This is a genomic window from Methylosinus sp. Ce-a6, from assembly GCF_009811655.1.
In the GTDB taxonomy this organism is placed as follows: Bacteria; Pseudomonadota; Alphaproteobacteria; order Rhizobiales; family Beijerinckiaceae; genus Methylosinus.
On record NZ_BGJX01000041.1, the window covers coordinates 1 to 24,509 of the forward strand.

Genomic DNA, 24,509 nt, shown 5'->3' on the forward strand with positions numbered 1-24,509 from the left:
CCGCTCCGCCGACGCCCCCCCGGCCGACGCCGCGCAGGAGCTCGACAGCGAGCTCCACGGCGCCTCCGCCGGCTGAGAGGCGGGCCTCGGGCCAAAAAAATCCACGGCCGGGCCATGGGAAGGCGCGCGCCGCGGCATATCTGGGCATAGCGATCCTATCTTCCGCTCGAGGAGAAAGCCGCATGACCAGCCGTGAAATCCGCTCCCGCCAAAAGGCCGCGCTGGAGACGCCGACCGGCTTCTCGACCGAGGCCACGCGAGACGTCACGGGCGCGCTCAACGCCGTGCTCGCGGATGTCTTCGCCCTCTATCTGAAGACGAAGAATTTCCACTGGCACGCGTCCGGCCCGCATTTTCGCGACTATCATCTCTTGCTCGACGAGCAGGGCGCGCAGATTTTCGCGACGACCGACGAGCTCGCCGAGCGCGTGCGCAAGGTCGGCGGCACGACGCTGCGCTCCATCGGCCATATCGCCAAGCTGCAGCGCGTCCTCGACAATGACGCCGATTATGTCGATCCGCAGGACATGCTGGCGGAGCTGCGCGACGACAATGGCGCGCTGGCGGCGCGCATGCGCGAGGCGCACTCCCTCTGCGACGAGCGCGGCGATGTCGCCACGGCGAGCCTGCTCGAGAATTACATAGACGAGGCCGAGCGGCGCGTCTGGTTCCTCTTCGAGGCCGGCCGCCGCGGCAACGCCTGAAGCTTCCGCCGCGAGACTTGGACGCGAGACTTGGGGGAATCGCCCCCCGAATCGCTCGCGATCCGACCCTGCCCCCTGAAGTGGTAAGTGGAGCGTCATTCCGGCATTCGCCCGATCGCTGCCGCGGCGGTCCCGTTCCCGTTGCGAAGGCGCGCCGCCGCGTGTAGGTGTGACGGGCATCGAGGTCCCATGCGCAACCCACCTCCCCAGGCCGTCCGCCTCGCCGACTATCGCCCGCCCGCGTTTCTGATCGACGCGGTCGATCTGGATATTTCGCTGCATCGCAGCAAGACGCGCGTCGTCGCGCGGCTGTCGATAAGGCGCAATCCCGCCGGCGGCGCCGGCGCGCCGCTCGCGCTGGACGGCGACGGGCTGGTCCTGCGGCGCGCGGCGCTCGACGGCGCGCCGCTTGCGCCCGAGGCCTATGCGGCGACCCCCGATTCCTTCGTGCTGCATGTTCCGCCCGAACAAGCCTTCGCGCTGGAGATCGAGACCGAGGTCGATCCTTCCGCGAACACCCAATTGAGCGGGCTCTATCGCTCCGGCTCCGCCTATTGCACGCAATGCGAGGCGGAGGGCTTCCGCCGCATCACCTATTTCCTCGATCGGCCCGATGTGCTGAGCGTCTATACGACGCGCATAGAAGCCGAGAAGAGCGATGCGCCGGTCCTGCTCGGCAATGGCAATCCGATCGCTTCCGGCGAGCTCGACGGCGGCCGGCATTTCGCCGTCTGGCGCGATCCGTTCCCGAAGCCCTGCTATCTCTTCGCCCTCGTCGGCGGCGATCTCGGCCATATTTCGGAGAGCTATCGCACGCGCTCCGGCCGCGACGTGGAGCTCGCCATCTATGTCGAGCGCGGCAAGGAGCCTTTCGCTTCTTACGCGATGGATTCGCTCGTGCGCTCCATGCGCTGGGACGAGGAGGCCTTCGGCCGCGAATACGACCTCGACGTGTTCAACATCGTCGCCGTCTCCGACTTCAACATGGGCGCGATGGAGAACAAGGGCCTCAACATATTCAACGACAAATATGTGCTGGCCTCGCCCGAGACCGCGACCGACTCCGACTATGCGGGGATAGAGTCGGTCATCGCGCATGAATATTTCCACAATTGGACCGGCAATCGCATCACCTGCCGCGACTGGTTCCAGCTCTGCCTGAAGGAGGGCCTGACCGTCTATCGCGATCAGGAATTCTCGGCGGACCAGCGCTCGCGTGCGGTAAAACGCATCGCCGACGTGCGCGGCCTGCGCCTGCAGCAGTTTCCGGAGGACGCCGGCCCGCTCGCCCATCCGGTGCGGCCGAGCCTCTATCACGAGATCAACAATTTCTACACGGCGACCGTCTATGAGAAGGGCGCCGAGATCGTCCGCATGCTGAAGACGCTGATCGGCGACGCCGATTTCCGTCGCGGCATGGATCTCTATTTCGAGCGCTTCGACGGGACGGCCGCGACAGTCGAGGATTTCCTCTCCTGCTTCGCCGAGGCCTCGGGCCGCGATCTGACGCAATTCGCGCTCTGGTACGAGCAGGCGGGGACGCCGCTCGTCGCCGTCGAAAGCGAATATGACGCGCGCGCCAAGACGCTGACGCTCTCGCTCGAGCAATCGACGCCGGCGACGCCCGGCCAGAACGAGAAGAAGCCTTTCGTCATACCGCTCGCGCTCGGCCTCATCGGCGAGAATGGCGACGAGCTGACGCTCGAAGCCGCGCGCGGCGAGAATGGCGCGAGCGCTGAGGAATGCGCGCGCGGCGTCATCGAGCTTTCGACGCGCAAGCGCACGATCGTCTTCGAGAATGCGCCGTCGCGCCCGGTCGTGTCGCTGCTGCGCGGCTTTTCCGCGCCCGTGCGCCTCGCGCCGCCGCAATCCGCCGAGGATTTGGGGCGCCTGCTCGCCCATGACAGCGATTCCTTCAATCGCTGGCAGGCGGCGCAGAGCCTCGCGCTGCGCTCGATCTTCGCCCGCATCGCGGCCGCCCGCGGCGGCGAGGGGGCGGACGACGCCGCCTTTTTCGATTCTCTGAAGCGGCTGGTCGAGGCCGGCGAGGGCGATCCGAGCCTCGTCGCCCAGGCGCTGTCGCTGCCGTCCGAGATCGACATTGCGCGTGAGATCGGCAAGGACGTCGATCCCGATGTGATCTTTTCGGCGCGCTCGGAACTGAAGCGCGATCTCGGCCGGCATCTGTCGGCGGCGCTGGCCGAGGCGCATGTTCGCTTCGCGCCGCAGGAGGGATTCTCGCCCGACGCCGCCAGCGCCGGACGCCGCGCCATGCGCAATGTCGCGCTCGACCTGCTCGCCGCGGGCGATCCGGCGCAGGGCGGCGCGCTCGCCGAGCGGCAATTCTCCGAGGCGGCCAATATGACCGATCGGCTCGCGGCGCTGGCGACCTTGTCGCATCTGCCGGGCGAGGCGCGCGAAACGGCCTTCGCGGCTTTCTACGATCGCTACAAGGGCGATCATCTCGTCCTCGACAAATGGTTCTCGCTGCAGGCGATCATTCCCGAGCGGGAGACGACGGCGCGCGTCGCGCGGCTGATGGAGCACGAGGATTTCTCGCTCGCCAATCCCAATCGCGTGCGCGCCGTGGTCGGCTCCTTCGCCAATGGCAATCCGACGCGCTTCCATGCGTTGGACGGCTCCGGCTATGCGCTGCTCGAGCGGGTCGTGCTGGAGCTCGATCCCAAAAATCCGCAGCTCGCCGCGCGCCTGCTTTCGGCGCTGCGCTCCTGGCGCTCGCTCGAGGAAAGGCGCCGCGGAATCGCCGAGGCGACGCTGCGCCGCATCCTCGCGACGCCTGATCTCTCGGCCGATGTCTCGGACATAGCGACGCGCGCGCTCGGCTGAGCGTTTACGTCCTATTAAGGTCTGGACAAAAACCCGCCGCCGGATTCGAATGGAGGTGATTCGGGGCGGGATGCGGCGCGTTTTTCCCCCTCTTCGGCAACTGGCGGGGAATTTGCGAAATGGCGCGTGGACGCGCAGCCAATACGACGACTTGCGCCGATTCCTCATGGAGCGCTGCGGGCTCTGTGAGCATTGCTCGGGCGATCGCGGAATCGATGAACGCCCGGCATGCGGCGATCGCGCTCGGCTTCTGCGCCGCCGCGCTCGGCGTTCTGCTCTTCGCCCTGGTCGAGATGTCGCATGAGCGCATATTGACCGAGGCGGCGCAGGAGCTCGAAATCTTCGCCCGCGCGATCTCCCGCGACATCGACGCGACATTGCGCGCCGGCGTGGCGACGCTGCCGGATTACGCCGCCTCGCGCGGGCGCCGCGTCGCCATCGCCGATGAAGCCGGCCGCATCGTCGCCGCGACTCCGCCGCTCGCCGCCTCCGGCGCGCTCGCCGCGCTGCTCGGCGCCGAGCAGATATTGACCGAATTCGCCGATAGAGCGGGGGTGATGCGCATCACTCTGGCCGATGGCCGCAAGGCGCTGGCGACCGTGCGCAATCTCGCCCCGAGGACAGGGCAGGTCGGGGCGGGGCAAGTCGGGGCGGGGCAAGTCGGGGCGGGGCAAGTCGGCGCGGGGCAGGTGGCGGCAATCCTCCCCTATGAGGCCGCGCTCGCCGATTGGCGCGCGTCTCTCGCGGCCTATGCGGCGCTCTCGGCGGCGGCGACGCTCTCGGCTGCGGCCGGCTTCCTCGCCTTTCGGCGCGAGGCGCGGCGCGCCGCGCAGGCCGAGCGCGCGCAGATCGACCTGCGCAGGCGCGTCGACGCGGCGCTCGGCTCGGGGCGCTGCGGCCTCTGGGATTGGGACATTGCGCGCGGCCGCATCCATTGGTCCGATTCCATGTTCGGCCTGCTCGGCCTCGACCCCGAGCCGCGTTCCCTTTCCTTCGGCGAGTTGAAGGTCCGGCTGCATCCGCAGGACGGCGATCTGGCGGCGCTCGTCGAGACGATCGTCGCCTCGGGCTCGAGCGGCATGGATCACGAGTTCCGCATTCGCAATGCGCGCGGCGATTGGGTGTGGCTGCGCGCCTGCGCCGAATTGATCGTGGACGCGGAAGGCGGCAAGCGCCTCGTCGGAGTCGCCGTCGATATCTCCGAGCAGCGGGCGCTCGCGGAAGGAGCGGCCACGGCCGACATGCGGCTGCGCGACGCGATCGAGACGATCTCCGAGGCCTTCGTGCTGTGGGACGCGCATAATCGGCTCGTCGCCTGCAATTCGAAATTCCTCGCGCTGCACGGCCTCGCCGCCGAGGCCGCCGCGCCCGGCGCGAGCTATGCGCGAATCATGGCGAGCGCCAGCGCGTCGCTCGCCGAGACGCAGATCGTCGCGGATCGGGCCTCCTCGCCGAACGAGCGGACCTATGAGGCGCGGCTCGGCGACGGGCGCTGGCTGCAGATCAGCGAGCGCCGCACCAAGGACGGCGGCTATGTCTCCGTGGGCGCGGACATCACGGCGCTGAAGCGCAATCAGGAGAAGCTCATCGATTCCGAGCGCCGGCTGACGGCGAGCGTCGACGATCTCTTGAAATCGCGCCAGACGCTGGAGGCGCAGGCGCAGCAGCTGGCGACGCTCGCCGAGCAATATCATCTGCAGAAGGGCGAGGCCGAGGCCGCCTATCAGGCGAAGTCCGAATTCCTCGCCAATATGAGTCACGAGCTGCGCACGCCGCTCAACGCCATCATCGGCTTTTCCGAAATGATGCAGGCGCAGGTGTTCGGCGCGCTGGGCTCGACCAAATATGTCGAATATTGCGACCACATCCACCAGGGCGGCCGCTATCTGCTCGACGTGCTGACCGATATTCTCGACATGTCGCGGCTCGAGGCCGGATGCGTGCGCCTCGATCAGCGCGAGGTCGACGTCTCCGGCGCGGTGCGCGCGACGGTGGAGAGCTTCCGCTCCAGCGCGGAGGGCAAGCGCGTCGAGATCGTCGTCGATGCGAGCGACGGGCTGCGCTGCTTCGGCGACCATGACGCGATCGTGAAATCGATCGGCGTGCTCGTCTCCAACAGCCTGAAATTCACCTCGGCCGGCGGCGGCGTGCGCGTGCGCGCGCGCCGGCTCGCGCGCTCCATCGCCATCTTCGTCGAGGACGATGGGTGCGGCATAGAGAAAGCGGCCATCCCCAAGCTCGGCCGTCCTTTCGAGCAGCCGATCTCCGTCATAGAGAACGGCATGAAAGGCTCCGGGCTCGGCCTCGCCATCGCGCGCGCGCTGATGGCGCTGCATGGCGGCGCGCTGCGCATCCGCTCGCATGTCGGGATCGGCACGATCGCCATGCTGCGCATTCCGGTGCGGCCGACGACGCGGGCAATGTCCGGCCAAGGGGTGCGGCCTTCTTTGCACTGAAACAACCGTGGCGCGCGCTGTCCGAAGCGAGCCTGAAGGCTCGCACAGCGCGCTTCGCGATCTCACGCCACGGCGGCCTCGACCGCCGCCGCGCGCCGCGGCGGCGCGAAGGCGAGCTGCGGCTCCCAATAATTGCCCTTGTCGAACATGTGCCGCGCCTGGGCGTATTGGAACATGATGCGGCCGACGATCTTGGCGGTCGCCGGCTTGCGCAGCGCCGCTCCCCACACTTTGTTCCACATGCGGCCTTCGGCGTCGCCGAGCCGCCGCACCTCGCCGGCGATCTCGATCGCCTGCCGCTCCACGTCCCGGAAGCCTTGGTAATCGGGAAGCCTGGCGTCGCTCAGATCGCGCGCGCGGCCGAAGCTCTGGATGAAATTCAACATGCGCTCGCCGAAAGCGGCCGGCGAATAGAGCGCGTTGCAGAGATTGTGCAGGCCGGCGTTCAGCTCCTCCATGCTCATCGTCACCGGACGAATGTTGGAGCCCCAGGGCACCGCCTGCGTCTCCACCGTGCCCTGCAGCAGGCGCCCTTCTCTGGTGATGCGATCGAAGAGCGGCGTCGCCTCGGAGGCCATCAGCGCGCCGAGGCTGAAGATCGGGATCGGCGTCGACATGGCGAATTCATATTGCTGCGAGAAGACATTCGGCCCGTCGTGATCGAAGCCGACGATCATGCCGCCCATCACCGAAATGCCGCGGTCGATGAGCTTTTGCACCTCGCTGGCGATATCGATCTTCAAATTCTGCTTCTTGCCGGTCTCGCGCAGGCTCTCGAGATTGGGCGTTTCTATGCCGATGAAGACCTGATGCACGCCGGCCTCGACCAGCATGTCCATCAATTCGGCGTCGCGCGTCGCGTCGATGGAGATCTGCGTGACGAAATCCATTTCGTGGCCGTCGCGCCGCCAATGCGCCATCGCCTCGAGCAATTCCTTGCAATGGGCGCGATAGGCGGTGAAATTGTCGTCGGCGAGGAAAGTGGCGCGAAAGCCGTGCGCCCATAGCGCGTCGAGCTCGGCGATCACATTGGCGATCGGCTTGTGACGCTGCTTGCGGCCGAGATATTGGATCACGTCGCAGAATTCGCATTCGAACGGACATCCGCGCGAGGTCTGCACGGCGCCGAGCATGGCGCGATGATTGGGATAGAGATCCCAGCGCGGCACGGGGCTCGTCGCCAGCGAAGGCTTGTCGCCGATGTAACGATCGCGCGGACGTCTCGCGCGCAGATCGGAGAACAGCTCCTCGGCGATCTCCTCGATCTCGCCGCTGACCAGCACGTCGCAATGCGCGCGGAGATGATCGGGGCTGAGGCTCGCATAAGGCCCGCCGATGATCACCTTCTTGCCGCGGCGGCGGAATTCGTCGGCGATGGCGATCATGCGGCGGCGTTGGCTCACCTTGCCGGTGATGCAGATCCAATCCGCGTCATGGTCGAAATTCACCGGCGCGACGCCCTCGTCGCCGATCTCGATCGAGAAATCGTCGGGCGCGAGAGCGGCGACCGTCGTCGTCGACAGATCGGCCATCATGACGCCGGACGGGCGGCCCGAGGCGACGAGGATTTCGGCGCCGAAATAAGTCGGGAAATCCGCCGCGGGATTGACGAGATAAAGGGATGAGGTCATTACGGGCCCCTTTCCGATAAACACCGAATTAATGTCCTTTTTTTTGTCGTGCGCAAGCCGAAAGCGGCTGGTTTCCGCCCCAAACGGCAGTCGCCGAGGACGAGCTCGAAGATTCTCCACAGGCCGGCGTCGCTCGCGCGACAACGGCGGGAGCTCCGTAAAAAAATCGCAAAGGTCTTCCGCATCAAAGCGCTGCGTCGCGTCGCCGGGCGTCGATGGGGACCGCCCCGAATTGACGCCTGTCTTTTCCTCGCCTAAGTCTCGCAATTGCGGCGAGGAAGAATTGCTACGGATCTTGTTTTGGGGGACAGACCCGCCCAATGGCGCATGAAGCTCTGACGTCGGATCCGCCGCTGGAGCGCGCATCCGATCGCTCCTTCGGTCTCGTGATCGCCGCCGCTTTCACGATCCTGGCTCTGCCGCCGCTCTCGCGTGGCGAGGCGCCTCGACTTTGGGCGCTCGTCGCCGCCGTCGTTTTCGCGGCGATCGCGATCGTCGCGCCGTCGCGCCTGTCTCGGCTCAATGCGCTGTGGTTCGCTTTCGGGCAGACGCTGCACAAAATCGTCAATCCGATCGTGATGGGCGTGCTGTTCTTCGGCCTGCTGACGCCGATCGCGATCGTCTTTCGTCTCCTTGCGCGCGACATGCTCGCGCTGCGTTTCGACGAGACGGCCGAGAGTTATTGGATGCGGCGCGACGCAAGCCCTTCCGACATGCGCAAGCAATTCTGATGAGGAGACGAGTGCGATGGATACGGTCGTCGAGCTGTGGGATTTCGTTGCGAGCCGCAAGAAATATTGGATGGCGCCCTTGCTGGCGGTGATGCTGCTGCTCGGCGCGCTGCTGCTGCTGCAGGGAACGGCGGTCGCGCCCTTCATCTACACGTTGTTCTGACCCGCGCGTGCGTATTCTCGGCGTTTCCGCCTTCTATCACGACAGCGCGGCCGCGCTGATCGAGGATGGACATATCGTCGCCGCGGCGCAGGAGGAGCGTTTTTCGCGCGTCAAGCATGATGCGCGCTTTCCGGCGAATGCGATCGACTATTGCCTCGGCGCCGCCGGCGTCGAGGCGAAGGACGTCGATTTCGTCGCCTTCTACGACAAGCCTTTCGTCAAATTCGAGCGCCTGCTCGAGACCTATATCGCCTTCGCGCCGCGCGGCTTCGGCTCTTTCAAGACCGCGCTGCCTGCATGGCTGCGCGACAAGCTGTTTCAAAAATCGCTGCTCGTGAAGAAGCTCGAACATCATGCGCCGAAGATCGATTGGCGCAAGCGTCTGCTGTTCGCCGAGCATCATCTGAGCCACGCCGCCAGCGCCTTCTATCCCTCGCCCTTCCGCGAGGCGGTCGTTCTGACCATGGACGGCGTCGGCGAATGGGCGACGACGTCGGTCGCCCTCGGGGAGGGCGAAAAGCTCGTCATGCAGCGCGAATTGCGTTTTCCGCATTCGCTCGGGCTGCTCTATTCCGCCTTCACCTATTACACGGGCTTCAAGGTCAATTCCGGCGAATACAAGCTCATGGGGCTCGCGCCCTATGGCGAGCCGAAATATGCGAGCCTCATTCTCGATCATATCGTCGATCTGAAGAAAGACGGCACGTTCCGGCTCGACCAGTCCTATTTCGACTATTGCGCCGGGCTGCGCATGACGAGCGAGAAGCTGCATCGCTTGTTCGCCGGGCCGCCGCGCCAGCCCGAGCAGCCGCTGACGCAGCATCACATGGACATTGCCGCGTCGATCCAGGCGGTGACGGAAGAAATCGTGCTGCGCCTGACGCGCGCGTTGGCGGCGGAGACCGGCGCGCGCAATCTCTGCCTCGCCGGCGGCGTGGCGCTCAATTGCGTCGCCAATGGCAAGGTCTTGCGCGACAAGAGCTTCGAGCGCATCTGGATCCAGCCGGCGGCGGGCGACGCCGGCGGCGCGCTCGGCGCGGCGCTGCTCGCCTATCACGAGTTCAACGGCCGCCCGCGCGAGGCGGCGGGCGAAAGCGACGCGATGCAGGGGGCCTATCTCGGGCCGTCTTTCGCGCAAGCGGAGATCGAGCGGCGCCTCTCCGCCTGCGGCGCGCGTTTCGCGACGCTCTCCGACGAAGAGACGATCGCCGCGGCCGCGCGCGATCTCGCCGAAGGCGGAGCGGTCGGCTGGTTCCAGGGGCGCATGGAGTTCGGGCCGCGCGCGCTCGGCGGGCGCTCCATCCTCGCCGACCCGCGTTCGCCGCAAATGCAGCGCACGCTCAATCTCAAGGTCAAATATCGCGAGTCCTTCCGTCCCTTCGCGCCCTCCGTGCTGCGCGAGGATGTCGCCGACTGGTTCGAGCTCGACGAGGATTCGCCTTACATGCTGCTCGTCGCCGATGTCGCGAAGGCGCATCGGCTGGCGACGAGCGCCGAGGACGAAGCGCTCTTCGGCATAGAGCGGCTGCAACGGCCGCGCAGCGACATTCCGGCCGTCACCCATGTCGATGGCTCGGCGCGCGTGCAGACCGTGCATGAGAAGACCAATCCGCGCTATCACGCGCTGATCTCCTCCTTCAAGGCGCTCACCGGCTGTCCCGTGCTGGTCAATACGAGTTTCAATGTGCGCGGCGAGCCCATCGTCTGCACGCCCGAGGACGCCTTCGCCTGCTTCATGGGAACGGAGATCGAGACGCTCGTCATCGGCAATTGCCATTTGCGCAAAGGGGACCAGGATCCGGCTCTGCGCAGCGACTACAAGGACAGATTCGAGCTCGACTGACGTCAAAACCAGGGTCGGTCGACGAGCGGAGGAAGCGATGGCGTCGTCGTTCAGGAGCGCGCGCGGCTCGAGGGTCGCGGGGATCGTTCTCGTCAATGTCGTTCTATTCATCGGCCTCTCGGCCTTGGCGGAGGCCGTGCTCCATCGCGTCTACAATTGGGAGAATCCCTTTCTCGTCCATGGCGAGACGCGGCTGCGCCCGCGCCACCCGGTCTTCACCCATACGCTCCGGCCCAAATTCGACGGCTATGACAATTGGGGGTCGGACTCGACGCGCGTCATAACGAATTCGCTCGGCTTCAAGGACGCCTCGACGCGCGACGTGCCGCTCGTCGCCAATCGCAAGCGCGTCGTCTTCATCGGCGACTCCTTCACGGAAGGCGTCGGCCTCGTCTACGAGGACAGTTTCGTCGGCCGTTTCGCGCACGCCTTTCCCGAGCTGGACGTGCTGAATGCGGGCGTCGCGAGCTACGCGCCCTCCGTCTATTTCGAGAAGCTGAAATTCTATCTCGACGCCGGCCTGAAATTCGACGAGGCGATCGTCTACATCGACATTTCCGACATTCAGGACGAGGCGATCTTCTATAGAAACGACTCGAATGGCGCGCTGCAGTTCGGCGTCTTCGCCCCCGATCCGGCGAAGTGCCTGCCGCAGGCGGCGCCGCTCATCGAAGCGCCCGAGCGCGGCTGGCTCGAGAAACGCTCCTTCGTCGTGGAGTTCGTGAGCAAGTCGCTCTATGCGAGACGACTCGAGGCGGCGAATGCGCGAGCGAGCTTCGCGGAGCTCGCGCGGCCCGGCCGCGCCTACAGCCGCGATTGGATGCGCGCGGCCTGGACCTATGACGACAGAGCGGGCTGCTACGGCCCCGGCGGAGTGGCCGCCGCGATCGAGAAGGCGAAGGCGCAGATGGACCGCCTCCACGAGCTGCTCTCGTCCAAGGGAATCGCGCTCTCCGTCGGCGTCTATCCCTGGCCGCAGCAGCTTCTCTACGATGTCGAGAACTCACGCCAGGCGAGCATCTGGCGCGACTGGTGCGCGGGCAAGTGCGCGCGCTTCTTCGATCACTTCCCCGCCTTCTTCCGCTATAAGGAGACGCATCCGGATTTTCTGCGCGATCTCTATATCTGGGCGGACTGCCACTTCAACGCGAACGGCGATCGCCTTCTCGCCGAGGATCTCGTCGCGCAATATGGCGGCGATGGCGCGCTGGCTTCTTCATTCCGCGGAGCGGCGCGAGAGAGCAGGTGACGCGGGCGGCTCGGCGGCCGAGGCGTCCACCGCGCGCGGCGCAAGGGCGAGCGGCAGCGCGAGCACGACGCGCAGGCCCGGCCGATTGTCCTCTATGCGCAGCGTTCCGCCGTGCAGGCGCGCCACCGCCGCGGCGAGCGACAGGCCGAGGCCGGAGCCCGGCCGCGAGCGCGAATTCTCGAGCCGCACGAAACGCCCGATCACGCGGTCGCGATCCTTCGCCGCTATGCCGGGTCCGCGATCGGACACTTCGATCTCTATCGCCTCGCCGTTCCGCCGCGCGGCGACGCGAACGACGGCGCCGGGCTCGGTCGCGCCATATTTCAGCGCATTGTCGACGAGATTGACGAGCGCCTGGCCGAGCAATTCGCGGTTGCCGCGAATGGTCAGCCCATTCGCTGCGTCGAACTCGATGTGGGCGCCATGCTCTTCGGCGACCGGCTCGTAGATTTCGGCGATGTCGGCGGCGACGCGGGCGGCGTCGAATTGGCTGAGGAAATCGCTGCAATAGCCGGCCTCGGCGCGCGCGATCATCAACAGGGCGTCGAAGATGCGGATGAGCGCGTCCGATTCCTCGATCATATCGGTCAATGCGTCGCGACATTGCTCGGGCGTCAGATCGGAGCGAAGCGCCGCGTCGGCGCGATTGCGCAGGCGAGTCAGCGGCGTCTTGAGGTCATGCGCTATATTGTCGGAGACCTCGCGCAGGCCCGCCATCAGCTGCTCTATGCGCTCCAGCATGGCGTTGAGATTGCCCGCGAGGCGGTCGAGCTCGTCGTCGGCGCCCATCAGCGGCAGCCGCTGCTCGAGGTCGCCGGACATGATGCGGCGCGCCGAGGCGGAGAGCTTGTCGAGCCGCGCCAGAATGCGCCGGGCGACGATGAGGCCGCCGAGCGTGCCGATGGCGATGAGCCAGAACAGCGAGGTGACGAGCGCCCGGCGCAATATGCCGCGCAACAGCTTCCTGTCCTGCAGATCATGGCCGACGAGCAGGCGAAATCCGCCCGGCAGCTGGAACAGCCGCATCATGGCGCGATGCGTGGCGGTCGCTTCGCCGCGCCTCTGGTAACGCGATTCGACGAGCTCCGACTGATCGGGAAGGTCCGGCGGCAGAGCGGCGATATTGCCGACGACGAGCTCGCCGGAAAAGGTCGTCACCAGATAGAGCGAGGCGCCGGGGGCGCGCGCGCGCCGCTCGATCACCTCCACCAGCTGGCGAATGCCGCCTTCGGAATATTGCTCGGCGAGGCCGCGAATGTCGGCGTCGATCGTCTGCGCGGTCTGCTCGTCGAAAAGGTCCTCGACATTGATCTGCACGCGCGTCAGCACGAGCGCGGCGCCGATGCCGAACAGCACGAGATAGGCGAGCGACAGCTTGAAGGCCGTCGTGCGGAAAAGTCTAACGAGCGCCTTCACGGATCATATATCCGGCGCCGCGGATCGTGTGCAGGAGCGGCGTCTCGCGTCCCTTGTCGATCTTGGCGCGCAGTCTGGAGATGTGGACGTCGATGACGTTGGTCTGCGGATCGAAATGATAGTCCCAGACATTCTCGAGCAGCATGGTGCGCGTCACCACCTGGCCCGCGTGCTTCATCAGATATTCGAGCAGGCGGAACTCGCGCGGCTGCAGCACGATCTCCTGGCCGGCGGAGACGACCTTATGGGCGAGCCGATCGAGCTCGAGATCGCCGACGCGATAGACGGTCTCCTCGGGTTTGGGCCCGCTGCGCCGGCGCGCCAGCGCCTCGACGCGCGCGAGCAGCTCGGAGAATGCGTAGGGCTTCGGCACATAATCGTCGCCGCCGGCGCGCAGGCCGCGGACGCGATCGTCCACCTGGCCGAGCGCGGAGAGGATGAGGGCGGGGGTGTCGATCTTCTGCTCGCGCAGGCCTAAGATCAGCGAGAGCCCGTCGAGCTTGGGCAGCATACGGTCGATGACGAGCACGTCGTAGCGGCCTTCCGCCGCGGCTGCGTAGCCTTCGAGCCCGTCCGCCGCATGATCGGCGACATGGCCCTGCTCGCGGAACGCCTTCACGAGATAGGCGCCGGCCTCCGAATCGTCCTCGACGACCAATATTCGCATTTCTCTCATATAGCGCGCCTCGACGAAAAACGGCAGGCCGGCGGATACGCGCCGGCCTGCCGCGACCGACACGGCGAGAGAGGAGACGGGCGTCTCCCGCCGCTCTTCATTGCGCGGCGCCCGTCACACGGGGGGCGGGCAAAAGCGGGCGCCGCGCAAGAAGCTCCGAGATTTTGTTTGGACGCGTTTCCGACGCCGAACCGGCGGCCACTTCGGCTGGAAACGCTCCGAGCCCTCAAGACGCCGGATTGACCGAGAGGGCGACGAAGCGCGCGCCTTCCGGCGATTTGACGCGCAGCAGGACGGATTTGCGTCCTTCCTTCTTGGCCGCGTCGATCGCCGCCTGGAGATCGCCGCGCGCCTTGAGCGTCTGCCCATTGGCCTCGACGATCACATCGCCCTGGCGCAGCCCCTTTTGCGCGGCCGCGCCATTGGGGTCGATGCCGACGATGATGAGGCCCTCGCCGCCGCGGCCGCCGCGCACCTCGGCCGCAGGGGCGACCTCCATGCCATAGGCGGCGAGCGCCGCTCCGGGCTCGACGCCATCATTGGGCTCGGCGGCGGCCTCCTTCTCGCTCGGCAGCTTGCCGAGCTTCAGCTTGACGTTCTTCTCGGCGCCATTGCGCAGAAAAGTGAGCTCCGCCGACTTGCCGGGGCCGAGCGCCGCGATGCGGCGGGCGAGATCACGCGGGCCGTCGACCTTTTGGCCGTCCACGGCGGTGACGACGTCGCCGGCCTTGAGCCCGGCCGCCTCGGCCGGCCCGCCGCGCTGCGGTTGGGCGACGAGGGCGCCTTTATTCGTCTTGAGCCCCAGGCTCTCGGCGATTTCCGGCGTGATCGGCTGGATGGAGACGCCGATCCAGCCGCGCGCCACCTGGCCCTTGTCCTTGAGCGCCGCGATCACATCCTTGGCGACCTCTGAAGGGATAGCGAAGCCTATGCCGACGGAGCCCCCCGAGGGCGAATAGATCGCCGTATTGACGCCGATCACCTGGCCGCGCTCGTCGAAGGAGGGGCCGCCGGAATTGCCGCGGTTCACCGGCGCGTCGATCTGGAGAAAATCGTCATAGGGGCCGGCGCCGATGTCGCGTCCGCGCGCCGAGACGATGCCCGCCGTCACCGTGCCGCCGAGGCCGAAGGGGTTGCCGACCGCGATGACCCAGTCGCCGACGCGCGGGCTGGAGCTCGCCCAGTCGACATGCGGCAGATTATTGCCGTCATTGATCTTCAGCAGCGCGAGATCGGTGCGCTTGTCGGTTCCGATGATCTTGGCCGGCAGCGTGCGGCCGTCGTCGAATGTCACCTCCACCTGCGTCGCATTGTCGACGACATGGTTGTTGGTGACGACATAGCCGTCATTGGTGATGACGAATCCCGAGCCTTGCGCCTGGGTCATATGCTTCTGCCGGCGCCCTCCCGGAGGCTCGCCGAAATGGCGAAAGAAGCGGTAGAGCGGATCGTCCGGCGAGAGCTCGGGCGGCATTCCGGGAAAGCCCTCCTCCGGCCCGCCGCCCGCTTCGAGCGCCTTGGTCTTGATGGCGACGACGGCGGGCTTCACCCGCTCGACGACATCGGCGAAGGATTGCGGGCCGGAGGCGGCGAGCGCGCTCTGGCTGCCGCTCTGGTTCTGCACGGCCGGCGCCTGGCCCCAGGCGAAGCTCTGCGGCGGGGAGAGCAGCGTGGCGCCGAGCGCGAGAGCGGCGGCGCCGGACATGAGGGCGACGCGGAACTTGCGTCCTTCCGGACGGCGCCATCGCGCCGTTCTGGTGGTGGCGAGAGCTCGACGTAAAAGCACCGGCAAGGTCATCAACCATCTCCATCGATCGGCCCCGTCGCGCTGGCCTTTGCGGCCGCCCGCGGGGGGCGCGGCGGGTCGTCCGCCTCATCGAAGACGAAGATGGGGTTTGCCGGCTTACGCCACAGTGGCGGCCGCATGAAACTTTCGTAAGGCGAATTTTTCGCTCGCGTGGCTGGAGCGGGGCGATGCGCCGGGGCAATTCGCCCGGCGCTGCGAGGGAGGGCTTCCATGGCGGCGCCCGGCGTCGCGCGTCACGCTACATCCGGTCGCCTCGGACCGGGAGGACAGCGCGATGACGAATTTTACCTTCGACGACAGAAATATCGATTGGAAGCGCCTCGAGGGGATCGATCACCTCTGGCTCTCCGTGCTGAATATCGACGACGACGCCGGGATCGTTCATGTGCTCTTCAAATTCGCGGCGAATGAGAAAATCCTGCTGCATCGTCACAAGACGCTGAACAAGACCTTCGTGATACAAGGGGAGCATCGCCTCTATCACGCCAATGACGAGATAAAGGAGATCAGGCCGGTCGGCAGCTACAAGGTCAGCCCGCCTTCGGAGGATCCGCATCGGGAGGGCGGCGGCGATCAGGATGTGATCGTGTTCTTCACCATCTATGGGAAGGGCCTGCTCTACGAAATATTGGACGATGCGCAGAATGTCGTCGCGCCGATCACCGTGGAGGATTTCCGCGCGCTGTCGTGAGGAGGGCCGGTAGTGGGTCAGTTCGAAACTGCGCTGATGACTCGGAGCGGGCATTCTTTTTGCCCACAAACTTACTATGTTTCAGTCATGGACACCATTGAACAGAACCTTGCAAACTGGCGCGCATCGCTCATGGCAAGCATCCCCATCGGGGGCCTGCTCTCGCGCAACCCAATCGCCTACAAGTGGAAAGCTCTGTTTCGGTGCTGGCTACTACGCGAGGCGGCGTTTTGGCGGGTTACGGACCTGCTAACCCAGTCGTATGTGCTGCACCAGCAAGGCCATTCCCTTGGCGCTCGTATCTTGTTGCGCAGCGGTTTTGAGACGCTTGCCACACTCATTTACCTTAACCAGCGCATTCAGCAGGTTTTGGACGGCAAGCTCGACTTTCACCTGTTCGCTAGGAAGACCAGCATTCTTCTGCTCGGCTCGCGCGACGGCTCGACAAATCACCAGTCGCTCAACATCGGCACCATCCTTGGCAAGTGCGACAAGCGGTATCCCGGCCTCGAAAAGCTGTATGGCGTCCTGTCGGAAAGCGCCCACCCGAACTATGAGGGCATGGTGGCTGGTTACTCCAAGGTCGACCACGACGAGTATGAAACGCGCTTCTCGAACCGCTGGATGCAGCTTCATGGGGCGTCACACCTCGGCTCGATGGAACGGTGCATGATGACTTTTCACCACGAATACGTCGATGTCTGGGCTGACCTTATGGGAAGACTTGAACGCTGGATCGTTGAAAACGACGCCGAGTTGGAAGCGACCAAGAATATTCCGCTGCAGGACTGACGAGTGCGCGCATCCGAAACGAGTTTACTGTCGCCGGTGCAGAACAACCGCTCCTGGCGCATAACAGCTACCGAATGGCCGGCCCGATTGCCTTCGCCGCCGGCGTCGCTTAGATCGTCGCCGATATCGACGCCGCGAGAAGGCCGAACAACATGAACGCATCGATCGCCGCGCCCGGAGCGGGGCGGGAGCCCGGCGTGGTCGCGGCCGCCGTCTATGCGGACGGCAAGCGGCTCGAGGATGTCGACGTAGACGAGGCTGGCGCCTTCGCCGCGCGCCCCGGCCATGTCGTCTGGATCGGGCTCTGCGAGCCGTCGCTCGAGCTGCTGGCGCGCCTGCAGCGGCAGTTCGACCTGCATCCATTGGCGATCGAGGACGCCGGCAAGGCGCATCAATTTCCCAAGCTCGAGCAATATGGCGACGGTCTGTTCATCGTGGCGCGGACCGCGCAGATGGAGAATGGCCGCATCGCCTTCGGCGAGACCCATCTGTTCGTCGGCAAGGGCTATGTTCTGTCGATCCGCCACGGCGCCTCGAGCTCCTATGCGCAGGTGCGGGAGCGCTGCGAGGCGGCGCCGCACGGCCTGTCGGAGGGCGAGGATTATATCGTCTACGCCATTCTCGATTTCATCGTGGACAATTACTTTCCCGTGCTCGCGACGATCAATGCGGAAGTCGAGGAGATCGAGGATCATATTCTCGCGCAGGCGCCGGAGAAGGCCGATGTCGATCGGCTCTATGCGCTGCGCCGCGACCTACTGCGGCTCGGCAACGCCGTCGCGCCCCTCGTCGACGTCTGCCAACGCCTCGAGCATACGGAGGTCATGCCGATCGACGCCGCCATGCGGCCGCATTTTCGCGACGTGACCGACCACATCCTGCGCGTGCGCGAGCAGATCGCCACATTGCGCGAGGTCCTGGCCTTCGCCTTCGAGGCGAGCCTGATGAACGGCCAGATGCAGCAGACCTACATCACGCGGCGCCTCGCGGCCTGGGCCGCCATCCTCGCGGTGCCGACGGCGATCGCCGGCATTTACGGGATGAATTTCGAGCATATGCCGGAGCTGAAATGGCGCTACGGCTATTTCCTCGTTCTGGGCGCGACGGCGGCGATCTGCGCGACGCTCTACTGGCGCTTTCGCCGCAATGGCTGGCTGTGACGCGCGGCGTCGTTCACGTCGCGCGCATTCGGCGGCCCATGGGCGAGCCAGTCGCCGTCAAGCCTTCGGCCCGCCCCGCGCCACGCCGACCTTGGCCGGGCGCAGCACGCGCTCGCCGATCAGATAGCCGGGCTCGACCACCTGGGCGACCGTGCCATTGGGCACGCTCTCGTCGGGGATCTCGAACAGCGCCTCGTGCTGATTGGGGTCGAAGCGCTGGCCCTGCGCCTCGATCTTCTTGACGCCGAAGCGCGCGAGGCGGGAGACGAAGTCGCGTTCGGTGAGCTCCACGCCCTCGATCAATGTGCATACGCTCTGCTCGAGGCCGTCGCGCGCCTGCGCCGGCACGCTGTCGACGGCGCGGCGCAGATTATCCGCCAAGGGCAGCATCTCGCGGGCGAAATTGGTGACCCCATAGGTCTTGGCGTCGGCGATCTCCTTCTCGGTCCGCCGCCGCAGATTTTCCATATCGGCCAGCGTGCGCAGCAGCTTGTCCTTCAAGCTCGCGACCTCGGCGTGGAGATTTTCGAGCTCCGTGAAGGGCTCTGGCTCGGCGATGTCGGACTCTGCTCCCGGCTGCGCCAGAGCGGAGGTCTCGGCCTCGCCCGCCTGCGCCTGACGGGCGCGGGCCTCATCGGGGGTTTCCTTCTTCTTATCGTCGCTCATGATCTCTTCCGTTGGCGATGAAACGCCCCCGATATCAGTGCGGGAGCGCGCAAAATCAAGTCGGGCGGGCCGTCACGCCCGCGCCTGGCGCTTTTCGGCCCTCGGCCCGAAAACGTCCAGCAACTGGCGCTTTATCGCCGCCTGGCGCGTCGGCGAGACGATTTTCCCGCCGGTCAGATCGGTCACATAGAAAGCGTCCACGGCCCGCTCGCCGAAGGTCACGATATGGGCGGAGCCGATGTTGAGATTGAGATTGGAGATGGCGCGGGTCAGATCGAAGAGAAGTCCGACACGATCGAGGCCGGAGACCTCTATGACCGTGGCCATATTGGCGAAACGATTGTCGATGACGACGTCGGGCGCGATGTCGAACGCCGCCGCCGAATTGCGCGAGCTGGCGCTGCGCGCCGCCACCACCTCGGAGATGGCGATCTCGCCGCGCAGCGCCTTCTCTATATATTCGGCGACGCGGCGCGCCCGGCGCAATTCGTCGTCGTCCAGCGCAAAGGCGCGCGAGAAGAAGATCGTGTCCAGAGCGAGCCCGTCCGCCGTGGTGAAGATATGGGCGTCGACGATATTGGCGCCGCTCGCCGCGCAGGCGCCGGCGATGATCGACAAGAGCCGGCGATGGTCCTGGGCGACGACGGTGAGCTCCACCGCGCCGCTCTTCGTGTCGAGATCGACAGTGGTGACGAGCGGCGATTTCGCGTCCTTCAGGTCGCGCAGCAGGCGGGCGTGGCGCACCTTGCGGGCGATATCCGCCTTCAGCCAATAGGCCGAATAATGCCGCTGCGCATAGGCGGCGAAATCGGCTTCGCTCCAATCGGAGAGCGCGGCGCGCAGCTCCTCCTTGGCCTCGGCCACGCGGCTCTTGCGATCGGCCGCCGAATGCCCGCCGCCGAGCACCACTTCCGTCTCCCAATAGAGCACGTTGAGCAGCTGCGCCTTCCAAGCGTCGAGCACGCCGGGGCCGACGGCGTCGATGTCGCACATGGTCAGCACGAGCAGCATTTTGAGCCGCTCCATCGTCTGCACGACGCCGGCGAAATTCTCGATCGTGCGGCTGTCGGAGAGGTCGCGGCTCTGCGCTATGCTGGACATCAAGAGATGATGCTGCACCAGCCAGGCGACGGCGCCCGTCTCCGCCGGGTCGAAGCCGAGCCGCGGACAGAGCGAATGGGCGATCGCCGCGCCGGCCTGCGAATGATCCTCCTTGCGGCCCTTGGCGATATCGTGCAGCAGCAGGCCGAGATAGAGCGCCTTGCGATTGGAGATCGTCGGCAGAATATCGATCGCCAGCGCCGCCTGTTTCGGCCCGCGGCCGGATTCGAGCGCCGCCAGCGCGCCGACCGCGCGCAAGAGATGCTCGTCGACCGTATAGTGATGATACATGTTGAATTGCATCATCGCGACGATGCGGCCGAATTCGGGGATGAAGCGGCCGAGCACGCCGGTCTCGTTCATGCGCCGCAGCACCGTCTCCGTCGTATTGTGCGACAGCAGAATATCGAGGAACAGGCGGTTCGCCTCTTTGTCGCCGCGCAGCTCGGCGTCGATGAGCCGCAGCGAGCGCGTGATGGCGCGCACCGCGTCCGGATGGATCGCGAGCCCATAGCGGTCGGCGGTCCAGAACAAACGGATGATATTGACCGGATCGCGTCGGAAGACGTCTTCGTCGGCGACATTGACGCGGTCGTGCTCGACGATGAAATCGCCGGACGGCATTTTGCGCGAGCGGCGCCGCAGCCGGCCGAGCACACGGTCGAGCATGGCGCGCGGCTTCGCCTCGCGCGCCTCCAGCGCCGCGCAGACGATCGCCGTCAGATCGCCGACATCCTTGGCGACGAGAAAATAATGCTTCATGAAGCGCTCGGTGCGCGAGAGGCCGGCGCGGTCGTGATAGCCGAATTTGGCGGCGAGCATGGGCTGCAGGTCGAAGGAGAGGCGCTCCTCGGCGCGGCCGGTCGTAAAATGCAATTGGCAGCGCACGCGCCACAAAAATTCCTCGCATCGCTGGAAGAGCGTCAGCTCGCTGCGCGTGAAGAGGCCGGCGGCGACGAGCTCCTCCGGCTCACGCACCCGATAGACATATTTGGCGATCCAGAACAGCGTATGCAGATCGCGCAAGCCCCCCTTGCCCTCCTTGACATTGGGCTCGACGAGATAGCGCGACGAGCCCGCCCGCGAGACGCGCTGGTCGCGCTCGGCGAGCTTGGCCGCGACGAATTCGCGCGCATCGACGCGCATGATCTCGCGATCGAAACTTTCGAGCAGCTCGTGAAAGAGATCCGAGCTGCCGAGGATGAAGCGCGCCTCGAGAATGGTCGTGCGTATGGTGATGTCGGCGCGCGCCTGGCGCAGGCATTCGGCGACGGAGCGGCTCGAATGCCCGACCTTCTGGCGCAGGTCCCAGAGCATGTAGAGGATCGCCTCGACGACGCTCTCGCCCCAGGGCGTCTGCTTATAGGGAAGCAGGAACAAAAGATCGATGTCGGAGCCCGGCGCGAGCGTCCCGCGGCCATAGCCGCCGACCGCGACGATGGTCAGGCGCTCGGCGAAGGTCGGATTGTCCGCGACATAGACGAAGCGCGCGACATAATCATAGATCGCGCCGATGATCTCGTCCTCGAGATCGGAGAGATAGCGCGCGCAGACCAGTCCCTTGCCGCCGGCCTCGAGATAGGCGCGCGCCGTCGCATGGCTTTCTGCGAGGACGCCGCGCAAAATCTCGACCACCGCCGCGCGAGGCGGTTCGCCCGGCTTCGCGCCGGCGCTCGCGGCGACGATTTTTTCTCCGATCGCCGCGCGCAGGCCTCTCGCGCTCGGCGCCGCGGGCCGCGCGGGCTTCGGCGGCTCTTCCCGCGCGTGCGGCGCGGCCTTGCGCGCGTCAGCCATTCGCGCGCAGCTCGGCGAGCTTCGCCTCGATCGCGTCGAAGATCGGCGCGGCGAGGTCGGGGCCGCCGAGGCGGGCGAGCGCCCTGAGGCCCGTCGGCGAAGTGACGTTGATCTCGGTGAGATGGCCGTCGATGACGTCTATGCCGACGAACAAGAGTCCGCGCTGTCTCAGCGCCGGGCCGAGCCGCGCGCAGATGTCGCGCTCGCGCTCGGTGAGCGCCGTCGCCGCCGCCGAGCCGCCGCGCACCATGTTGGAGCGTATGTCGTTGTCGGCGGGGACGCGGTTCACCGCGCCGAGCGGCTCGCCGTCGACGAGCAATATGCGCTTGTCGCCTTCCGTGACGGCGGGCAGGAATCGCTGCGCCACCCAGGGCTCGCGGAAGGTCGCGGAAAAGAGATCGAACAGAGAGCCGAAATTGGGATCGACCGCGGCCACCTTGAACACGCTCGCCCCGCCATGGCCGTAGAGCGGCTTCATGACGATCTCGCCATGCTCCGCGCGGAACGCCTCGATCGCCGCTTTGTCGCGCGTCAGCAGCGTCGGCGGCATGAGATCGGCGAATTCCATGACGAAGAGCTTTTCCGGCGCGTTGCGCACTGCGGCGGGATCGTTGACGACGAGCGTGCGCGACTGGATCTTCTCCAGGAAATGCGTCGAGGTGATATAGGCGAGATCGAAAGGCGGGTCCTGGCGCAGCAGCACGACGTCGACGCTCGCGAGATCGAGAATGCGCTCCTCGCCGAGCTCGTAATAGCGCGAGGCGTCGTCGAAGACGGCGATCTCACGCGCCGGCGCGCTCAGCCGGCCGGCGCGCAGCGAGAGGCGGTCGGGCGTGTAATGCCACAAACGGAAGCCGCGCCTCTGCGCCTCGAGCATCAGCGCGAAGGTCGAATCGCCGGCGAAATTGATTTTGTCCAAGGGGTCCATCTGGACCGCGACGTCGATCATGCTCTCGAGGTCTCTTTCCTGGCGTGTCCCCGGCTTCGGCCGTCCGGGCCCGAGGAAGTAACGCGTTTTGCCGCGGGGCGAAAGCGCTTCCTCGTCCCGGCAGGGCTCCGAACCCAGGTCGACAACTCCGATACAGCCGCGTCATGCCCGCGCTTGTCGCGGGCATCCACGCCGGGACATTGCGACACACGGAGGAGAAGAGGCGGCGTTGTTCCGCTCATATTCTCCTTCTTGGCTTTCCTCAGTCGTCGCGGCGTGGATGGCCGCGACAAGCGTGGCCATGACGCTGGAAACTTACCCGAATTCGGGCGGCCACGGAGACGTTAACTCTGCTTGAAGGAGATTGGTCTAAATTGCGCGCGACTGTGAAGACAGGAACAAACGGGATACGGTCCTCCAATGCGGTTCACCTCGATCGGCGCCGGTCTCGCGCTCAGGCAGTTCCTTTTTCTGGCTCTGCTGCTGCTCATGGGCGCGACCGCCTATGTGTCCGTCGTGAATGTCCGCGACTTGACCGCGGCCGCGGCCGATCCCGCCAACGCCGCGCGCGCGGCGCAGCTCGCGGTGATGGCGAATCAGGTGGCGGAGACGCTTTCGCTCGAGCTCTTGCTCGGCACTCTGGCGGCGGCCTTTCTGGTCGTCGGCGTCTCCATCCCGACGATCCACCGCACCGTAGCGGCGCCCATCAAGACGATCGCCCGCCAAATGGCCGATCTCGCCGCGGGCGACACGAGCATAGTGGTGCGCGGCGCCGACCGTGGCGACGAGATCGGCGCCATTTCCAAGGCGTTGATCGTGCTGCGCGACGCCATGCGCGCCAACAATGAGATGGCCGCCGAGATCCGCGCCCGCGACGATCGCGAGGAGCGGCTGCGCCGCGAGGCGGCCATTCGCGACCAGGTCGAGCATTATTCCCAGGAATTGTCGGCCACCACCGCAGCGCTCGGCGAGTTGACGAAGAAAATGGCCAACGCATCGGAGGAGATGATCGTGCAGGAGCGGCGCGCCCGCGAGGATACGGATTTCGCCCGCACCGCCTCGCTGCAGGCGGCGGCCGACGTCGCCTCCGTTGCTACGGCCTCCGAGCAATTGTTGGAGGCGATCGGGGAGATCAGCCGCCAAGCGGTCGAGTCGACGACAGTGGTGCGCCAGGCCGTGCAGGAGACCAACGGCTCCAGCGCCGAGATGCTGCGCCTCTCCGCCGCCGCCAATCGTGTCGGCGACGTCGTGAGCCTCATCTCGCGCATCGCCGCGCAGACCAATCTTCTGGCGCTCAACGCCACCATCGAGGCGGCGCGCGCGGGCGAGGCGGGGCGCGGCTTCGCCGTCGTCGCGCAGGAGGTCAAGAGCCTCGCCACCCAGACCGGCAAGGCGACGCAGGAGATCGCCGATCAGATCGCCGAGATCCAGGCGGCGACCAACCTCTCCGTCTCCTCCATCGACAAGATCAAGAGCAAGATCGCCGAAGTGGAGCATATTTCGGCGATCATCACCTCCGCCGTGCATGAGCAGGACGCCGCCACCAAGGACATCACCCGCAGCGTGCGCTCGGCCGCCGACAGCGCCTCGGCCATGTCGCAGCACGTCTCTCAGGTAGCGAGCGCCATGGCGATGACCGGCGCCGGCGCCGAGTCGATCGTCACGCTGGCCCGCGAGATCGACCAGATGGCGCGCCGCACCCAGGCGCATACGGAAGAGCTGGCGCAGAGCCTCGCCAGCTGACGGAAAGTTCGCGCGTTTCCCTTCTCCCACTTGTGCACGGCTGTCCGGGGAATGAGTCGATAGGTCGCGGGCGCATGCCCGGCTTTCCCGAGAGTTTCGGGGTACTTTCTG

18 protein-coding genes are annotated in these 24,509 nt (G+C 66.1%); 11 read left to right on the forward strand and 7 right to left on the reverse strand.

Annotation, left to right across the window (positions count from 1 at the left end; translation table 11 throughout):
- Positions 1-182 precede the first annotated feature (182 nt).
- From Mspo_RS17270 to Mspo_RS17280, 3 genes are all read left to right on the forward strand, one after another.
- On the forward strand, positions 183-704 hold the full coding sequence (locus Mspo_RS17270; RefSeq protein WP_159731924.1) for a Dps family protein: 522 nt from the start codon (positions 183-185) through the stop codon (positions 702-704).
- Positions 705-893: 189 nt separating this feature from the next.
- On the forward strand, positions 894-3,551 hold the full coding sequence (gene pepN / locus Mspo_RS17275) for an aminopeptidase N (protein ID WP_159731926.1): 2,658 nt from the start codon (positions 894-896) through the stop codon (positions 3,549-3,551).
- Between the two features lie 215 nt (positions 3,552-3,766).
- Positions 3,767-6,007 (forward strand): HAMP domain-containing sensor histidine kinase, encoded by a 2,241-nt coding sequence (locus Mspo_RS17280; protein ID WP_244613522.1) that lies wholly within the window; start codon positions 3,767-3,769, stop codon positions 6,005-6,007.
- A gap of 62 nt (positions 6,008-6,069) precedes the next feature.
- Here the strand turns inward: Mspo_RS17280 and Mspo_RS17285 are convergent, their stop codons facing one another.
- Positions 6,070-7,638 (reverse strand): radical SAM protein, encoded by a 1,569-nt coding sequence (locus Mspo_RS17285; RefSeq protein ID WP_159731930.1) that lies wholly within the window; start codon positions 7,636-7,638, stop codon positions 6,070-6,072.
- 320 nt (positions 7,639-7,958) lie between these two features.
- On the opposite strand from Mspo_RS17285, the gene Mspo_RS17290 reads away from it, so the two are divergent.
- Genes Mspo_RS17290 through Mspo_RS17300 form a run of 4 tightly spaced genes read left to right on the forward strand, consistent with a single transcriptional unit; the run spans position 7,959 to position 11,624 of the window.
- On the forward strand, positions 7,959-8,369 hold the full coding sequence (locus Mspo_RS17290) for an SxtJ family membrane protein (protein WP_159731932.1): 411 nt from the start codon (positions 7,959-7,961) through the stop codon (positions 8,367-8,369).
- A 16-nt stretch (positions 8,370-8,385) separates the two neighbouring features.
- On the forward strand, positions 8,386-8,532 hold the full coding sequence (locus tag Mspo_RS19645) for a DUF5989 family protein (RefSeq protein ID WP_201281737.1): 147 nt from the start codon (positions 8,386-8,388) through the stop codon (positions 8,530-8,532).
- Between the two features lie 7 nt (positions 8,533-8,539).
- Positions 8,540-10,375 carry a carbamoyltransferase gene (locus Mspo_RS17295; protein ID WP_159731934.1) on the forward strand — a complete coding sequence of 612 codons (1,836 nt, stop codon included), beginning with the start codon at positions 8,540-8,542 and terminating at the stop codon, positions 10,373-10,375.
- 37 nt (positions 10,376-10,412) lie between these two features.
- Positions 10,413-11,624, forward strand: a complete 1,212-nt coding sequence (locus Mspo_RS17300) for an SGNH/GDSL hydrolase family protein (RefSeq protein ID WP_159731936.1) — start codon at positions 10,413-10,415, stop codon at positions 11,622-11,624.
- On the opposite strand, the gene Mspo_RS17305 is transcribed toward Mspo_RS17300, so the two are convergent.
- The 3 genes from Mspo_RS17305 to Mspo_RS17315 all read right to left on the reverse strand — a co-directional run bounded on the left by Mspo_RS17305 (position 11,592) and on the right by Mspo_RS17315 (position 15,514).
- Positions 11,592-13,040 (reverse strand): ATP-binding protein, encoded by a 1,449-nt coding sequence (locus Mspo_RS17305; protein ID WP_244613523.1) that lies wholly within the window; start codon positions 13,038-13,040, stop codon positions 11,592-11,594. The genes Mspo_RS17300 and Mspo_RS17305 overlap by 33 nt on opposite strands.
- Positions 13,024-13,707, reverse strand: coding sequence for a response regulator transcription factor (locus tag Mspo_RS17310; protein WP_159731955.1), 684 nt, complete (start codon positions 13,705-13,707; stop codon positions 13,024-13,026). Before Mspo_RS17310 ends, Mspo_RS17305 begins: the two co-directional genes overlap by 17 nt.
- A gap of 235 nt (positions 13,708-13,942) precedes the next feature.
- On the reverse strand, positions 13,943-15,514 hold the full coding sequence (locus Mspo_RS17315) for a Do family serine endopeptidase (RefSeq protein WP_159731938.1): 1,572 nt from the start codon (positions 15,512-15,514) through the stop codon (positions 13,943-13,945).
- 283 nt (positions 15,515-15,797) lie between these two features.
- Between Mspo_RS17315 and Mspo_RS17320 the strand changes: the two genes are divergently transcribed.
- From Mspo_RS17320 to corA, 3 genes are all read left to right on the forward strand, one after another.
- The gene (locus Mspo_RS17320; protein ID WP_159731940.1) at positions 15,798-16,214 is read left to right on the forward strand and encodes a regulator; all 417 of its coding nucleotides are present in this window, start codon (positions 15,798-15,800) and stop codon (positions 16,212-16,214) included.
- A gap of 12 nt (positions 16,215-16,226) precedes the next feature.
- Positions 16,227-17,006: a hypothetical protein gene (locus Mspo_RS17325; RefSeq protein WP_244613524.1), complete on the forward strand. Its 780-nt coding sequence runs from the start codon at positions 16,227-16,229 to the stop codon at positions 17,004-17,006.
- Between the two features lie 152 nt (positions 17,007-17,158).
- Positions 17,159-18,166 carry a magnesium/cobalt transporter CorA gene (gene corA, locus Mspo_RS17330; protein WP_159731942.1) on the forward strand — a complete coding sequence of 336 codons (1,008 nt, stop codon included), beginning with the start codon at positions 17,159-17,161 and terminating at the stop codon, positions 18,164-18,166.
- 57 nt (positions 18,167-18,223) lie between these two features.
- On the opposite strand, the gene grpE is transcribed toward corA, so the two are convergent.
- The 3 genes from grpE to gshB all read right to left on the reverse strand — a co-directional run bounded on the left by grpE (position 18,224) and on the right by gshB (position 22,676).
- Complete coding sequence (grpE, locus tag Mspo_RS17335; protein WP_159731944.1) at positions 18,224-18,832, reverse strand: nucleotide exchange factor GrpE; 609 nt, start codon at positions 18,830-18,832, stop codon at positions 18,224-18,226.
- Between the two features lie 72 nt (positions 18,833-18,904).
- The gene (locus Mspo_RS17340) at positions 18,905-21,727 is read right to left on the reverse strand and encodes a [protein-PII] uridylyltransferase (RefSeq protein WP_159731946.1); all 2,823 of its coding nucleotides are present in this window, start codon (positions 21,725-21,727) and stop codon (positions 18,905-18,907) included.
- Positions 21,720-22,676 (reverse strand): glutathione synthase, encoded by a 957-nt coding sequence (gene gshB / locus Mspo_RS17345; RefSeq protein ID WP_159731949.1) that lies wholly within the window; start codon positions 22,674-22,676, stop codon positions 21,720-21,722. Before gshB ends, Mspo_RS17340 begins: the two co-directional genes overlap by 8 nt.
- Positions 22,677-23,075: 399 nt before the next feature.
- Here gshB and Mspo_RS17350 point away from each other — a divergent pair, with 399 nt between their 5' ends.
- Positions 23,076-24,398 (forward strand): methyl-accepting chemotaxis protein, encoded by a 1,323-nt coding sequence (locus Mspo_RS17350; protein ID WP_159731952.1) that lies wholly within the window; start codon positions 23,076-23,078, stop codon positions 24,396-24,398.
- Positions 24,399-24,509 lie beyond the last annotated feature (111 nt).